Genomic DNA, 15,295 nt, shown 5'->3' with positions numbered 1-15,295 from the left:
GGCGGCACCGAGGACGGCGGCCTGGGCACCAGCGCCGAGCTGATCTCCGCCGCGGCGGCCTCCGTCGACCGCGGCGCCGGCGTCGCGGTCCTCGCCGATCTGGGCAGCGCGGTCCTCACCGTGAAGGCCCTCCTCGCCGAGGGCGACGAACTCCCCGCGGACACCCGCCTGATCGACGCCCCGTTCGTCGAGGGCGCCGTCGCCGCGGTCGTCACGGCCTCGACGGGCGCGGACCTCGCGGCGGTGGCCGCCGCGGCTTCGGAGGCGTACACGTACCGCAAGGAGTGATCCTCCAAGAAGCCCGGCACACGGTTCGGGGCCTGTCGCCCGATCGGCGACAGGCCCCGAACCCGTGGGGTCAGCCCGCCGCCCCGCCACGCATCGTCGCCCCTCTGCCCATCGCCACCCCTCCCACCCATCTCCGCGCCAGCTCCTCCCCCAGTTCCACCGCCGCCCCGTGGTCCTCGATCGGGGTCACCCTGGAGTCCTCGAAGACGATGTAGGTGACACCGGAGGCCGTACCGCCCTTGCGCGGGTCGGGGCGGATTCCGAGGGCCTCGGCCGTGGCGTACGAGGCCTCGCCGATGATGTTCTGGGGTCCGGTGTCGCCGACGACGGCGTACTGGACCCGGTCCTTGTACACGACGGCGGCGACCGAACCGCCCTTGATGCCGTGGACCCGGTAGTCCCAGACACGGCTCGCGACGGGGACGACGATGAACGGCAGGCTCTCGGAGCGGAGGTACCGGCCGTCGGACTGCAGGAACGACGTGGCGGGCTGGAACCACGGGTCGGTGTCCCTGTTGCAGCGCGGGCTCGGCCGGCCGTCGCAGTCGATGTCCATGTCGGCCTTCCAGAACACCGCGCCGTCGACACCACAGACCGGGATGCCGGCGGGGGTGCCCGCGTCGCTGCGGTACAGCCCCTCGGACACCCGGACGCAGCCACGCGCCCTGGCCAGCAGTTCAGCGGCGGTCACACCGCCCTCCCGGTGCACGGGCCGCTGCGGATGGGCCAGGGCGGGCAGGGTGACGGGGGCCAGCAGGGCGGCGCCGACGGCGGCCAGCGTCAACGAGCGGACACGCACGATGAGGAACCCTCTCCTGGGGGGACATGACGGACACTCACCCAAAGGTGGTGCGAGTCAAAGAGGACGGCCACCGGGAGAGGGCCGGACGGATCACGGCGCCCGTCGCACAAGTGCGCGGCCGAGGGCCCGGGCCCGAGTCGGCCCCGGCCGCTCGGCCGCTCTCGTCGGCGCGGGATCGGCGACGACAGCGGCCCGCGCCGTACGACGCGAACGGGCCTGGGAAACATGCGAGTTCACGCCGTGTCAGAGCACCAGCATACGTATCCGCCCGGCGAGCCGTGAACCGCGTCGCAGCCACCACGGCCGTCGGGCGCGGCACTCTGGCGCAGCCACCACGGCCGTCGGGCGCGGCACTCTGGCGGCGGCCGTTCACTCCCCGCCCACCCCTTGATGTGACCGCGTCAGTCGTGTCATACATGGAGATAGGTACAGACCAATCCCGTCGTGGTTCGACGATCGAGGGGGGCAGGATCGTGCGACGCGTTCCCGTGCCGGCACTCGTCCCGGTGTCGCTGCTCTGCGGCGCGCTGCTCCTCACGTCCGCCTGCGCGACGCAGCAGAGCCCCGGTCGCCGCCCGCCGCCGGCCCCACCCGGCGTGACCGCGGAGGCGGGCAGCGCCACCAGCGTGCACGTCATGTGGAACCGGGCATCCGGTGAGCCGGAGACAGCCGGGTACGAGGTGTACCGGGGCCGCACGAAGGTGAAGGACGTGCCGGGCGGTGAGCACATGGTGGACATCACCCGGCTCCGACCGTCGACCACCTACGTGTTCACGGTCCGGGCCCGCGGCGTCGGCGGGGAACTCGGGCCGCCCAGCGCGGAGGTCCGGGCCACGACGCCCGCCGCCGGGGCGTCGGACCGCCGGGCCCCGACCCGCCCGGGGCGCCTCGGCGGGAAGGTGGTCGGGAGCAAGGCGGCACAGTTGTCCTGGAGGCGGTCGACGGACGACCGGGACGTGGTGTCGTACGACATCCTGCAGGGCGACTCGAAGATCCACAGCGTGGGCGGGGAACAGACGACGGCCGTGGTCACGGGGCTGCGGCCCGGCACCCGGTACTCCTTCACCGTGCGGGCGAGGGACGCGGCGGACAACGTCTCGCCCGCGAGCCGGGCGGTACGGCTCACCACCGAGCCGGGGGCGGACGCCGGGCGGGGCACCGCGCCCACCGGGTTCCGCGCCGGCACCCGCCGGACCGACGGGGCTTACTCCATCGACCTGTCGTGGCTGCCGCCGCGTGTCGACGGTGTGATCACGGAGTACGAGATCCAGCTCGACGGGCGGCGGGCGACCTCGCTCGTCTGGGGCGGGACCCCGCCCCGGGACCGGGCCTCCTACAGCTTCTACGTGGGCCGGGAGTCCGGGGTGCCGCACCGGGTGCGGATCCGCGCGAAGCTCCCGGACGGGACCTGGGGCGGCTTCTCCGCGGCACGGACCGTGACCACGGGCGAGTGAGCCGGAAGGCCACGGCGGGCGGGTGAGCCGGGTCGAGCGCCGCCGGGCGAGCCGGTTCCCCCGCACGGCGCAGTCCGTCACCTGCCCGGTCCCCGTCCGCATGCGGTCGGGACGAACGGCACGTTGGCTCACCCTGAGGCAGCACGGGTCTCCCGATCCTCGGCGGTGCACGGGACGTGCCGCCACCGTGCCGCTGGAGGGCAGACCATGCGTACGTCTCAGCTACTCCTCCGCTTCGGCCCGACCGCGGCCGCCGCCGTGCTGCCGATCGCCCTGGCCGCGCCGTCGGCCGCCGCCGCCCCCACGGGGATCTCGGTGAGCACCACGGGATCCGTGGTCGCCGTCACCACCAACGACTGCCCCACCAGCACCAACGGCACGTTCGGTACCGCCTCGCTGCTCTCCAGCGGGCAGGCGAACTTCTCCCAGGGGCGTCAGGCGACCCTCACCGGCACGAGCACCACCCAGGCCGCCTCCTGGGCGAACGTGGGCCCGGGTACGTACACCGTGATCGCGGTGTGCAAGGACGGGACCACGGCGGGCACCCAGTCCGTCATCGTCACCGCCTCCACCCCCGCCATCTCCACGACGGCCTCGCCGGCACGGGGCGTGATGGGCGGGGTCGGCGGCGCCACCCGGGAGTACGGCACCGTCACCCTCGTGGGCGGCGGAGCGCTGGTGGCCGTGGGCACGGGGGCGGCCGTCTGGTACCTGCGCCGCCGCGCGAAGCCCCACCGGCTGTGAGCCCCGGGTGCGCGGTCGCCCCGTGACGCGGACGGCCGCCTACTCGCTCCCCGTGCTCTGCGCACCGCCACCGGTGTTCTCCGGCAGCGTCCCGAACTCCTCCAGGGCTTTCGTCAGCCACTGGGTCCAGAACGTCTGCAGGTCGATGCCCGCCCGCAGGATCAGATGCTGAAGCCGGTCCTGGGCCGTCTCCCGGCCGGGCCCGAAGTCCCGCTCCTCGATCTTCTCGTACTCCGCCAACTGCCGCCGATGCAGAGCGAGATGGCGCCGCAGGTCGTCCTCCAGGCCGGTCGTGCCGACGACGGCGGCGGCGCGCAGCCGCACGAAGAGCGCGTCGCGCCACGGCTTGGGGTCCTGGGGTGCGGAGGTCCAGCGGGCCAGTTCCTCGCGCCCGGCCGGCAGGACCTCGTAGCTCTTCTTCTGCCCCCGGGCGGGCCGCTCGGAGGGCAGGGCCCTGATGAAGCCCTCGCCCTCCAGTTTCCCCAGCTCGCGATAGATCTGCTGGTGCGTCGCCGACCAGAAGTAGCCGATCGACCTGTCGAACCGCCGGGTCAGCTCAAGGCCCGACGACGGCTTTTCGAGCAGGGCGGTGAGGATCGCGTGCGGGAGTGACATGGGCTCATCCTAGGAAGGCCCGGAGATCACGACAGCCGCACGCACCCCGTGGCCAGGCCTCCTACAGCGCCGCCGCCACCTCCGTCCCCTGTTTGATCGCCCGCTTGGCGTCCAGTTCGGCCGCCACGTCGGCGCCGCCGATGAGGTGCGCGGACCGCCCGGCGGCGATCAGCTCGTCGTACAGGCCGCGGCGCGGGTCCTGCCCCGTACAGAGGACGACCGTGTCGACCTCCAGCACCCGGCGGACCCCGTCGACGGTGACGTGCAGTCCGGCGTCGTCGATCAGGTCGTACTGCACGCCGGGCACCATGGTGACACCGCGGTGCTTGAGCTCGGTGCGGTGGATCCAGCCGGTGGTCCTGCCGAGTCCGGCGCCGACCTTGGAGGTCTTGCGCTGGAGGAGGTGGACCGAGCGCGGCGGGGCGGGGCGCTCGGGGGCGGCGAGGCCGCCGGGGGCGCGATAGTCCATGTCGACGCCCCACTGGCGGAAGTACGCGGCCGGGTCCTCGCTGGTCTTCTCCCCGCCGTCGGTCAGGAACTCGGCGACGTCGAAGCCGATGCCGCCCGCACCGAGGATGGCGACACGGTCGCCCACGGGGGCTCCGTCGCGCAGGACGTCCAGGTAGCCCAGGACCTTGGGGTGGTCGACGCCGGGGAGTTCGGGGATGCGGGGGGTGACACCGGTGGCGACGACGACCTCGTCGTAGGCCGTGAGGTCGTCGGCCTCGACGCGGGTGTCCAGGCGTACGTCGACGCCGTGCGCGTCGAGCTGGTGGCGGAAGTAGCGCAGGGTCTCGTCGAACTCCTGCTTGCCCGGGACCTTGCGGGCCACGTTGAGCTGGCCGCCGACCTCGCTCGCGGCGTCGAACAGCGTGACCTCGTGGCCGCGTTCGGCCGCGCTCACGGCACAGGCGAGCCCGGCCGGGCCCGCGCCGACGACCGCGACACGTTTACGCAGCCGGGTCGGGGAGAGGACGAGTTCCGTCTCGTGGCAGGCGCGCGGGTTGACCAGGCAGGAGGTGATCTCGCCGCTGAAGACGTGGTCGAGGCAGGCCTGGTTGCAGCCGATGCAGGTGTTGATGGCATCGGAGCGGCCCTCACGGGCCTTGTTGACGAAGTCCGGGTCGGCGAGCATCGGACGGGCCATGGACACCATGTCGGCGTGGCCGTCGGCGAGCAACTCCTCGGCCACTTCAGGGGTGTTGATGCGGTTGGTCGTCACGAGCGGCACCGACACCGCGCCCATGAGCCTGCGGGTCACCCAGGAGTACGCGCCGCGCGGAACCGAGGTCGCGATGGTGGGGATGCGGGCCTCGTGCCAGCCGATACCGGTGTTGATGATGGTCGCCCCGGCCGCCTCGACGGCCTTGGCCAGCGTGACCACCTCGTCGAAGCTGGAGCCACCGGGCACGAGGTCGAGCATCGACAGCCGGTAGACGACGATGAAGTCCTCCCCGACCGCCTCGCGCACCCGGCGCACGATCTCGACGGGGAAACGCGTCCGGTTCTCGTACGAGCCGCCCCAGCGGTCGTCACGGTGGTTGGTCCCGGCGGCGATGAACTCGTTGATCAGATAGCCCTCGGAGCCCATGATCTCGACGCCGTCGTACCCGGCCTGCCGGGCCAGGCGGGCAGCCCGCGCGTAGTCGTCGATCGTCTGCTCGACCTCGGCGTCGGTGAGCGCGTGCGGGACGTAGGGGCTGATCGGGGCCTGGAGGGCGCTGGGCGCGACCAGGTCGCGGTGGTAGGCGTACCGCCCGAAGTGCAGGATCTGCATCGCGATCCGGCCGCCCTCGCGGTGCACGGCGTCGGTGATCTCCCGGTGTTTCTCGGCCTCGGCGTCGGTGGTGAGCTTGGCACCGCCCTCGTACGGACGTCCGGCCTCGTTGGGCGCGATGCCGCCGGTGACGATGAGGCCCACTCCCCCGCGTGCTCGGGCCGCGTAGAACTCCGCCATGCGCTCGAAGCCGCGCTCGGCCTCCTCCAGGCCCACGTGCATGGAGCCCATGAGCACGCGGTTGGGGAGCGTGGTGAAGCCCAGGTCGAGCGGGCTCAGCAGGTGCGGGTAACGGCTCATGGGGCCCTCCGTGCGTGGCGTCGTCATCAAGGTTGTAGACGACGCCACACGGTTTATGCAACTAGTTGCACAATGGTTGAGGGCAAGGCCACATCAGGACGTGGCGAGCCTTGGGTGAGCGCTTCGGTGGGTCAGGGTCTGGTGCCGAGGACCACATGGGCGTGCATCTCCTCCGAGACGGCCGTGCGTGCGGTGAGGCCGGAGCGTTGGAAGGTGTCGAGGGCGAGCGGTGCCTGGCGTTCGCTCGTCTCGACGAGCAGACAACCGCCCGGGGCGAGCCATTCGGAGGCCTCGGCGGCGACCCTGCGCAGGACGTCGAGGCCGTCCCTGCCGCCGTCCAGGGCGACGAGGGGTTCGTGGTCGCGGGCCTCGCTCGGCAGGAGCGGGACCTCGCCGGTCGGGACGTAGGGGACGTTCGCCGCGAGGATGTCGACGCGGCCCCGCAGGAGGGCGGGCAGCGCCGCGAAGAGGTCTCCCTCGTGGGCGTGGCCGTCGTGCGGGGCGATGTTGCGGCGGGCGCAGCGGACCGCCGTCGGGTCGATGTCGGCGGCGTGGAGTTCGGCCGCTTCGAGCGAGGCGGCCAGGGCGGCGCCCACCGCACCGGAGCCGCAGCAGAGGTCGACGACGACCGAGGCGCCCCGGACGGTGGCGAGGGCCGTCTCGACGAGGAACTCGGTGCGGCGGCGGGGGACGAACACGCCGGGTTCCACGGTGATGCGCAGTCCCGCGAACTCGGCCCAGCCGAGGACGAGTTCGAGGGGCAGGCCCGCGATGCGCCGGTCGACCATGGCGGCGACCTCGTCCGGGGTGCGTGCGGTGGTGAGGATCAACTCCGCCTCGTCCTCGGCGAAGACGCAACCGGCGGCGCGAAGCGCCGTGACGACAGAGGAGGTCAAGAGAAGTGGCATGACAGCCGAGAAGCCTTTCGGTGGGCCGAAGGGCGCTCCCGCGGTGGCCTATCGGCGATACACCGCGCCGCGTTGAGGTGAGAGCACCCGACCTGACACAGCGGTAATGGGTCCCACCTCCTCGGTTCACGTGCTGACTGGCCCGGTCACCCTACCCCATGATCAAGAGCCGTTTCCGAGCGCAGGACGGGCGGGACCGTGGTCCGCCTTCGCCCCCACGATCCGGCTGTCCCGGCACGGCACGACACGGGTCGGGCCGGGCCGCACGGCGGGTGGCCGCGGCGATCGGCATCGCACCGCGCACCCGGAAGCGCCCGGCACGGCTGTGCGTCCCCCGCCCCTTCGCCGCGGCACCGTTTCGGGTCGTACGGCCGACAGCCACTGCGGCCGGGCACGCGTCGCACGACGGGAGGGTCCCGGCACATGCCGTGTCCCACGGCAGCCGACCGGCACGGCTTCATGTCGCGCCGTCGAGGCTCGGGACGCCCCCGGCCCACCGGTCCAGGCCCACCGGTCCAGGAGCGGGCTCCCCGCTCGGCCGCCCCGGCCGATAGCCACCCGCCGCCCGCTACACCCCCACCCGTTCCTCCCCCGGCTCGACCACCGGCACCCTCGCCGCCATGAAGCGGGTGGTACGGCGCAGGCGAAAGCCGAGGGATTCGTAGAGGCGGATGGCGGTCGTGTTGGTCGCGGCGGTGTGGAGGAAGGGGGTTTCACCGCGTTCACGGATGCCGTGGGCGACGGCGTGGACGAGGCGGGTGGCGAGGCCCGCGCCGCGGAAGGCCGGGTCGGTGCAGACCGCGCTGATCTCGGTCCAGCCCGGCGGGTGCAGCCGCTCGCCGGCCATGGCGACCAGGGCGCCGCCCCGGCGGATACCGAGGTAGGTGCCGAGTTCGACGGTGCGGGACAGGAAGGGGCCGGGCTGGGTGCGCTCGACGAGGTCGAGCATCTCGGGCACGTCGGCGGCGCCGAGGTGTACGGCCTCGTCGTCCGGGGCCGCGGCGATCCCGTCGTCGACGAGCTGTACGCCCGCCAGGTCGAAGGTCACCTCCCAGCCGGCCGGGAAGCCCCCGGTGTAGGCCGGGACCGGGACCTCGGCGCCGGGGCCGGCCAGCACCGCGAGGTCGGCCCAGTCGTCCGCGTCGGGCTCGTCGGGGAGGCCCAGCCACGGCGACACGTCGAGCGGGTAGCGCAGCACCCGGCCGCGCCGCTCGGCGAAGTGGGCGTGCGGCCCGGTGAGGGAGGCGAGGGCGGGGTTGTCGAGGACGTGCGGCGCGCTGCCCGCACCCTTGCTGCCACTCGCGTACTCGGACATGCGCTCTCCGCTCTGTTCTGCTGCCACCTGGTCGTCGGCCGTCGGGTACGTCGGCACGACTGAAGGCGGCAAGGAAGATCGCCGAGGCGCTATTCCCGGGCTGCCGAAGAGTTCACGCGGCCGCAACGATCGCAGCCCGGCCCCGGGGTCGGAGCACCTTCCACCGGCACGTACGGTGGGACGACTCAGCAATCGTCACCGTCACGTTGGGTCCCCATGAACGTCACCCGAGGCTTCACCGGACGCCCCCGCGTCCACCATCCCGGACTGCCGCCCGGCCAGTACGACGCCGGCGACGACTGGCCCGTCCTGTCGGCCGAGGTCACCCCCGACCTCGCGCCCGCCGACTGGACGTTCCGGATCGACGGACTGGTGGCGGAGCCTCGCTCCTGGGACTGGGACGAGGCGCACGCGCTGCCGGCGTCGCTGTACGAGGGCGACATCCACTGTGTGACGAGCTGGTCGAAGTTCGGGGTGCGGTTCGGGGGTGTCTCGCTGGACGCGTTCCTGGACGTGGTCCGGCCCGACGCGTCCGCCACCCACGCGGTCGCGTACTCCCACAGCGGCTACACCACGAACCTCCCGCTCGCCGACCTCACCGGCGGGCGCGCCTGGATCGCCTGGGAGTACGACGGCAAGCCGCTGCCCGCGGAGCACGGCGGCCCGGCGCGGCTGCTGGTGCCGCATCTGTACTTCTGGAAGAGCGCCAAGTGGATCGCGGGGCTGCGGCTCCTCGACCACGACGAGCCCGGCTTCTGGGAGCAGAACGGCTATCACTCGCGGGGCAACCCGTGGGAGGAGCAGCGGTACTCCGGTGACTGAGACGACACTGTCCGGGATGACGACCCAGCCTGGGACGGCACCGACCGAGCCGGCCTTCACGCCGCCCACCCGGTTCGCCGTGCCCGGCCGTATCGCCGTGAGCCAGCGGGCCGCGGCGCTCTGGCAGAGGGCGACGCTGACGGAGATCCGGCGGGAGACTCCGGCCGTGGCCACGTTCCGCTTCGCGGTGCCCGGGTGGGCGGGACATCTGCCGGGGCAGCATCTGATGCTGCGGCTGACCGCCGGGGACGGTTACACGGCGCAGCGCCACTACTCGCTGGCGTCCCCGCCGGACGACACCGGGCACATCGAGCTGACCCTGGACCATGTCGAGGGCGGCGAGGTCTCCGGGTGGTTCCACAGCGAGGCCCGGCCCGGCGACGAGGTCGAGGTGCGCGGCCCCCTCAGCGGCTTCTTCGCCTGGCCCGGGGACCGGCCCGCGCTGCTGATCGGCGCCGGTTCCGGTGTCGTGCCGCTGATGTCGATGATCCGCCACCACCGGACGCGCGGGCTCGACGTACCGCTGCGGCTTCTGGTGTCCGCGCGCGGGCCCGAGGAACTGGTCTACGCGGCGGAGTACGGCGCGGAGACCAGGGCCGTCTTCACCCGTCGGGCACCCGAGGGGGTGCCGGTGGGACGGCTGTCGGCGGCGCATGTGGCGCCACTGCTGACCGAGCGGCCACCGGGCGGGTGGGAGGCCTATGTGTGCGGCTCCAACGCGTTCGCCGAACACGCCTCACGGCTGCTGGTCGAGGCCGGCCAGCCCGTGGACCGCATCCGTATCGAGCGGTTCGGCTGACCGCTCGGGCGCTTCGGCTGCCCCTTCGGACGGGTCCGGCTGACGCTTCGGACGGTCCGGCCCACTCTTTGACCACTTCTTGGGTGGCCCGGCTGCCCCCTTCCTACGGTTCGGACGGCCCTCAGGCCCGGACATCGCACGCCCTGCCGGGCCGCGCTTCCATGATTTCCGGCGCAAATCATGCCATCACGCCCGCTTTCGGGTACACCGGAAGTGCGGACCAGTCCTAACCGGGGTTCTCGCGTGCGAGAGCCGCGCCGGTGAGGGAGGGCGAGATGCGAGGCCAGGTGTTCGGGTGGCGTTGGCGGCCCAATCCGCTGCGCCGACGATCGGACGTCGTCGAGGCGTGGACGGTGCTGTTCGTCGCGATTCTGCTCGTCCTCGGCGCCCCGGCCGCCGGGTTCGCGGTGGGCCGGTGGGCCCACGGGGACGCGCGGGCGCACGCGGTGGCCGAGCGGGCCGCGCTCGACCGGGTCAGCGCGGTGATCGTCGAGCCGGCCCCGGACTCGGTGCCCTCGGCGCACGACGACAAACAGCCCACGTTCTGGGTCCGGGCACGCTGGACCGAGCCCGACGGCGGCTCCCGTACCGGTGAGGCCCGCGTGCCGGCGGGCACCGAGCGGGGCGACCGCGCCGACGTCTGGCTGGACGAGGCGGGCCGCAGCGTCCAGCCGCCGCCGACCGACACGGCCGTCTGGCAGCACGCGATGGCCATGGGGACCTGCGCCACCGGCGGTGTCGTCGGCATCGTGCTGCTCGGGCACGTGCTCGTCCGCCGGGTCGCCATTCGCCATCGGCTCGCCGAATGGGAACAGGAGTGGGCGCGGACCGGACCCGACTGGGGACATCGCTGGGCCTGACGGCAGAACAAGAACATTGCTCAGCTAAAAGCTGCCTACCGCATGTCAGTCAACCGCGAAACGTCCACAAAATCCATCTCGCCAACGCAGTTGATACTTCAATTGCCTTGCTGCCATACTCCGCCTTCTCCCCCACAGGCATAAGGCAGCGAAGAGGGTGCATTGTGTCCAACTACACGGCACGGCACGACAGTTCCGCCCCGATTCCCCCCGCGCGAACAGGCCGGCAGCCGATACACGCACACCCTGAATTTCGTTCAATAAGCGCGGCGTATCGCAGATTCGGGGTAGGGGCGACCACCTTGTCCGTCGGCGGATTCCTGTCGTACGTCCTCCTGTCGAGTTTCGTTCCGGAAGTAATGAATCAACGATTGATCGGACATCTGACCCTGGGGCTGGCCCTCGGTCTGGCGCAGTTCGCCGTCATGGGTGTGACCGCGTTCCTGTACGTACGGCACATGCGCGAGCACGTCGATCCGGTCGTCCGCCGGCTCCGTGCCCACCTTGAGGACCAGGAGGCCGAGCAGCGGCGCGTCCAGGCCGGACGGCGGTTCGGCGCATGGTGACCGTCTCCGCGAGCGTGGCGGACGCGTTCAGCCTGCGGCTGACGTTCGTGCTGTTCCTGTCCGTCGTCGTGATCACCCTGTTCACCGCGTTGCTGACGGCACCGCAGCGGGACGAGATCAGCGAGTTCTACCTCGGCAACCGTGACTTGTCGCCGCTGCGCAACGGCCTCGCCATGTGCGGCGACTACCTCTCGGCCGCGACCCTGCTCGGCAGCACCGGCCTCGTCGCCCTGACCGGGTACGACGGGCTGCTCTACCTCGGCGGCACGGTCGTCGCCTGGATGATGGTGCTGCTGCTCATCGCCGAACCCCTGCGCAACTCGGGCAGGTTCACCCTGGGCGACGCCCTGGCCCGGCGGTTCCCGCTGCGGCACCGGCCCGTCCGGCTGGCGCTCGCCATCTGCACGCTCTCCGTGTGCACCCTCTATCTGGTGGCCCAACTGGTCGGCAGCATCGCGCTGATGACACAGTTCGTGGGCGAACCCGGCCCGACCACACGCACCATGGTCGTGATCATCATCGGCACGATCGTGACCATCTACGCGGCGATCGGCGGCATGCCGGGCGCCACCTTCATCCAGGTGGTCAAGGCCGTGATGCTCGTCGCCGGGGTCACGGTGGTCGCCGTGCTGGTGTTGAACCGCTTCGACTGGAACATCGACGGGCTGATGGCGTCCGCGAAGGCGGGCAGCGGGCTGGGCGACGCGTACCTCCAGCCGGGCCTGCGCTACGGGGGCGGCCCCATCAGCAAGATCGACTTCTTCAGTCTGCAACTGGCCATCGTGCTCGGGCTCGCCGCGCTCCCCCACGTGATGATGCGAATGTTCGCCCCGCGCAGGACCCGGGTGCTGCGCGCCTCGGTGGTGTGGGCCGTGGGCCTCGTCGGGTTCGTGTGCCTGATGGCCGGTGTGCTGGGCCTCGGCGCCACCGCCGTCGTGGGCCGGGACACCATCGCGGACATCGACCACAAGGGAGACGCGGCCGTACTGCTGCTCGCCAAGGAACTCGGCGGCGAGGTCCTCACGGCGATCGTCTCGGCCCTGGCCTTCGTCACCCTGCTCGCCGTCGCCGCCGGCCTCATGCTCGCCGCCGCCTCGTCCGTAGCCCACGACCTCTTCGGCGAGGTCCTCCGCAAGGGAAAGGCGAAGGAGACACAGGAGTTGGGCGTCGCCCGCATCGCGGCGGTGATCCTGGGCGTCCTGAGCATGATGTTCGCCCTCCTCGCCTGGGGCACCAACACCGCCACCCTGGCGTTCCTGGCCTTCGCGATCGCCGCGTCGGCCATCCTGCCGACCCTCGTCTACAGCCTGTTCTGGCGCGGGTTCACCGCCCGCGGCGCCCTGCTCAGCCTGTACGGCGGCCTGGTCACGTCCGTTCTGCTCGTGCTGTTCTCGCCGGTCGTCTCCTCCACTCCCGACTCGGTCTATCCGAACGCCGACTTCGCGTGGTTCCCGCTGCAGAACCCGGGCATCATGTCGATCCCGGCGGGCTTCCTGCTGGGCTGGCTCGGCTCCCGCCTCGGTCCCCGGCAGGAGGAGACCGCGTACGAGGACTTCGAGGTCCGGGCACTGGTCGGCGCCGATCAGAGGTGAGCCTCGGGGCCGGCCTGAGATGAGACGTGGGGCCGTCACAGGCCCGGAAGACACCCTTGGCGAGCCCGCGGCGCCCCACGTACGGTGTGATCATCCGCACCTCAGAACTCAAAAAGGTGGTCCTTCATGGCCCTGTTCGACCTGCCGTTGGACGAGCTCCGTGGTTATCGAAGCGCTTCAACGGAGCCCGTGGACTTCGACGCCTTCTGGGCGAAGACGCTCCAAGGAGCCCGCGAACACGACCTCGACGCCCGTTTCGAACCGGTCGAGACCCACCTGAAGACGGTCGAGGTGTACGACGTCACCTACTCGGGGTTCGGCGGCCACCCGGTCAAGGGCTGGCTGGTCCTCCCGGCCGGGGCCGGCGAACCGCTGCCCACCGTCGTGGAGTTCATCGGCTACGGCGGCGGCCGCGGCCTGCCCCACACCCACCTCCTGTGGGCCGCGGCGGGCTACGCCCACTTCGTCATGGACACCCGGGGCCAGGGCAGCGCCTGGGGCGGAGGCGGCGACACGCCCGACCCGGTGGCCGGCGCCCCCGCCTTCCCCGGCTTCATGACCCGGGGGATCGACGCCCCCGAGAACTACTACTACCGCCGGGTCTACACCGACGCCGTACGCGCGGTGGAGGCCGCCCGCGCCCACCCGCTGACCGACGCGGCGCGCACGGCCGTCGTCGGCTCCAGCCAGGGCGGGGGCATCGCCATCGCCGTCGGCGGACTCGTCCCCGACCTGGTGGCGGTCGCGCCCGACGTGCCGTTCCTGTGCGACTTCCCGCGCTCCACCACCCTCACCGACCGCGATCCGTACCGCGAGATCGGCAAATACCTCAAGACCCATCGCGGGCGCACCGAGCAGGTCGGACGCACCCTGGCCTACTTCGACGCCGTGCACTTCGCCGCGCGCGGCCGGGCGGCCGCCCTGTTCTCGGCGGCCCTGGAGGACCAGACCTGCCCGCCGTCCACGGTCTTCGCGGCCTTCAACGCCTGGGCGGAGGCCAACAAGCGCATCGAGGTCTACGACTTCAACGACCACGAGGGCGGCGGCCCCTTCCAGGAGGCGGTCAAGCTGCGCTGGCTGGCCTCACAGCTCTGAGCGGGCGGGACACGATGGACACGGCCGAGGCGGCGCGCCGCTTCGTGAGGGTCTGGCAGCGGGCGTGGGCCGCCCATGACGTCGACGCGATTCTGGAGTTGTACGCCGACGACTGCGTGCACCGCTCGATGCCGTTCCGGGAACCGCACCGCGGCCGGGACGGACTGGCCGCGTATCTGCGCCGGTCGTTCGCCGACGAGCGGGTGGCCGACGTGCGCTTCTCGGAGCCGATGATCGGCCCGGACGGTCTGGCCGTCGCCGAGTTCCGGGTGCTGTCCGAGGAGAACGAGGCACCACAGACCCTCGCGGGCTGTGTGTTCGTACGGTTCGACGCCGCCGGACTGGCCGTGGAGACCCGGGACTACTGGCACACGGTCCCGGAGCACAGGGAGGCCATTCGTCCTTTGTTCCTCCTCTGACTCGCTCCGGGGCGGTGGCGACGGTTCCGCCGCGCGGCTTCCCTCCTGTCCGACCAGTCGGTATGTTCGGGGAGGCCGGGCGGCCCTCGCGCTGGCGAACGGCGGTGGACGACGGAGGGTTCATGTCCCAGTCTCAGGTGCGGGGTCACTGCGAGGCACGGTTCGAGGCCGTGCGCAGCGCGTTCGAGGAGAACTTCGGCGAGCGGGACGAGCTGGGCGCGGCGGTCACGGTGACGCTGCACGGGCAGACCGTGGTGGACCTCTGGGGCGGCTGGGCCGACGCGGAGCGGACCCGCCCCTGGGAGCGGGACACCGTGGTCAACGTGTGGTCCACGACCAAGGGCGCGACCGCGCTGTGCGCGCACCTCCTCGCCGACCGGGGCCTGCTCGACCTGGACGCCCCGGTGGCCGCGTACTGGCCGGAGTTCGCGGCGGCCGGCAAGGAGGGCGTGCTCGTCCGGCATCTGCTGTCGCACCGGGCGGGGCTCGCCGGGCCGCGTGAACCCCTCTCGTTCGAGCAGTTCTGCGACTGGGAGCTGACGGTCAAGCGGCTCGCGGCGCAGGAGCCCTGGTGGGAGCCGGGCACGCAGTCCGGGTACCACGCGATGACGTTCGGCTTCCTCGTCGGCGAGGTGGTCCGGCGGGTGTCGGGGCTGCTGCCGAGCGCCTTCCTGGCGCGTGAGGTCACCGGACCGCTCGGCATCGACTTCACGATCGGGCTGCCTGACGCCGAGGCGGCGCGAGCGGCCGAGCTGGTGCATCCGCCGACCGCGACATCCAGTGAACAGGCCGCTGTCTTCGCCCAGTTGACGCCCACCGCGCTGGCCGCCCTCGCCAACCCGCTGGTCGGCGCCGCCGAGGCCAACACCCCCCGGTGGCGGGCCGCCGAGATCCCGGCCGCCAATGGTCACGGCACCGCGCGGGCGGTCGCCGCGCTGT

The 15,295-nt window shown here is 72.1% G+C and carries 16 protein-coding genes; 11 read left to right on the top strand and 5 right to left on the bottom strand.

Annotation, left to right across the window (positions count from 1 at the left end; genetic code table 11):
- Positions 1-288, top strand: a 288-nt coding sequence (locus AWZ10_RS27735; protein WP_060892332.1) for a PTS-dependent dihydroxyacetone kinase phosphotransferase subunit DhaM, incomplete at its 5' end; no start/stop codon positions are given.
- 70 nt (positions 289-358) lie between these two features.
- Here AWZ10_RS27735 and AWZ10_RS27730 read toward each other — a convergent pair.
- The gene (locus AWZ10_RS27730; RefSeq protein ID WP_060892331.1) at positions 359-1,087 is read right to left on the bottom strand and encodes a glycoside hydrolase family 75 protein; all 729 of its coding nucleotides are present in this window, start codon (positions 1,085-1,087) and stop codon (positions 359-361) included.
- 476 nt (positions 1,088-1,563) lie between these two features.
- Between AWZ10_RS27730 and AWZ10_RS27725 the strand changes: the two genes are divergently transcribed.
- Entirely contained in the window at positions 1,564-2,544 is a 981-nt protein-coding gene (locus AWZ10_RS27725) for a fibronectin type III domain-containing protein (RefSeq protein ID WP_060892330.1), read from the top strand.
- 207 nt (positions 2,545-2,751) lie between these two features.
- Positions 2,752-3,288, top strand: a complete 537-nt coding sequence (locus AWZ10_RS27720; protein ID WP_046706711.1) for a hypothetical protein — start codon at positions 2,752-2,754, stop codon at positions 3,286-3,288.
- A 39-nt stretch (positions 3,289-3,327) separates the two neighbouring features.
- Here AWZ10_RS27720 and AWZ10_RS27715 read toward each other — a convergent pair whose 3' ends face one another.
- From AWZ10_RS27715 to AWZ10_RS27700, 4 genes are all read right to left on the bottom strand, one after another.
- Positions 3,328-3,903, bottom strand: a complete 576-nt coding sequence (locus AWZ10_RS27715; RefSeq protein WP_046706712.1) for a PadR family transcriptional regulator — start codon at positions 3,901-3,903, stop codon at positions 3,328-3,330.
- Positions 3,904-3,964: 61 nt separating this feature from the next.
- Positions 3,965-5,980, bottom strand: coding sequence for an NADPH-dependent 2,4-dienoyl-CoA reductase (locus tag AWZ10_RS27710; protein WP_060892329.1), 2,016 nt, complete (start codon positions 5,978-5,980; stop codon positions 3,965-3,967).
- A 131-nt stretch (positions 5,981-6,111) separates the two neighbouring features.
- Positions 6,112-6,888, bottom strand: a complete 777-nt coding sequence (locus AWZ10_RS27705) for a putative protein N(5)-glutamine methyltransferase (protein ID WP_060892328.1) — start codon at positions 6,886-6,888, stop codon at positions 6,112-6,114.
- 568 nt (positions 6,889-7,456) lie between these two features.
- Positions 7,457-8,203 carry a GNAT family N-acetyltransferase gene (locus AWZ10_RS27700; RefSeq protein WP_060892327.1) on the bottom strand — a complete coding sequence of 249 codons (747 nt, stop codon included), beginning with the start codon at positions 8,201-8,203 and terminating at the stop codon, positions 7,457-7,459.
- Positions 8,204-8,419: 216 nt separating this feature from the next.
- Between AWZ10_RS27700 and AWZ10_RS27695 the strand changes: the two genes are divergently transcribed.
- The 8 genes from AWZ10_RS27695 to AWZ10_RS27660 all read left to right on the top strand — a co-directional run.
- The gene (locus AWZ10_RS27695) at positions 8,420-9,025 is read left to right on the top strand and encodes a sulfite oxidase-like oxidoreductase (protein WP_046708402.1); all 606 of its coding nucleotides are present in this window, start codon (positions 8,420-8,422) and stop codon (positions 9,023-9,025) included.
- A 16-nt stretch (positions 9,026-9,041) separates the two neighbouring features.
- The gene (locus AWZ10_RS27690; RefSeq protein ID WP_046708408.1) at positions 9,042-9,824 is read left to right on the top strand and encodes a ferredoxin reductase; all 783 of its coding nucleotides are present in this window, start codon (positions 9,042-9,044) and stop codon (positions 9,822-9,824) included.
- A gap of 275 nt (positions 9,825-10,099) precedes the next feature.
- Positions 10,100-10,684 (top strand): Rv1733c family protein, encoded by a 585-nt coding sequence (locus tag AWZ10_RS27685; RefSeq protein ID WP_046708401.1) that lies wholly within the window; start codon positions 10,100-10,102, stop codon positions 10,682-10,684.
- A complete protein-coding gene (locus tag AWZ10_RS48160; protein WP_079104456.1) occupies positions 10,630-11,250 on the top strand; it encodes a DUF485 domain-containing protein in 621 nt (206 codons plus the stop codon). Before AWZ10_RS27685 ends, AWZ10_RS48160 begins: the two co-directional genes overlap by 55 nt.
- Positions 11,244-12,842: a solute symporter family protein gene (locus tag AWZ10_RS27675; protein ID WP_060892325.1), complete on the top strand. Its 1,599-nt coding sequence runs from the start codon at positions 11,244-11,246 to the stop codon at positions 12,840-12,842. Before AWZ10_RS48160 ends, AWZ10_RS27675 begins: the two co-directional genes overlap by 7 nt.
- Positions 12,843-12,968: 126 nt before the next feature.
- Positions 12,969-13,937, top strand: a complete 969-nt coding sequence (locus AWZ10_RS27670) for an acetylxylan esterase (RefSeq protein WP_046708399.1) — start codon at positions 12,969-12,971, stop codon at positions 13,935-13,937.
- 14 nt (positions 13,938-13,951) lie between these two features.
- Positions 13,952-14,356, top strand: coding sequence for a nuclear transport factor 2 family protein (locus AWZ10_RS27665; RefSeq protein WP_046708398.1), 405 nt, complete (start codon positions 13,952-13,954; stop codon positions 14,354-14,356).
- Between the two features lie 122 nt (positions 14,357-14,478).
- Positions 14,479-15,295: serine hydrolase domain-containing protein (locus tag AWZ10_RS27660; protein WP_060892324.1), on the top strand; the 817-nt coding region annotated here is incomplete at its 3' end.

It is taken from the genome of Streptomyces europaeiscabiei (genome assembly GCF_001550375.1).
In the GTDB taxonomy this organism is placed as follows: domain Bacteria; phylum Actinomycetota; class Actinomycetes; order Streptomycetales; family Streptomycetaceae; genus Streptomyces; species Streptomyces europaeiscabiei.
Note: the sequence above shows the minus strand (reverse complement) of the source record. Positions and strands in the feature narration are given on the sequence as shown.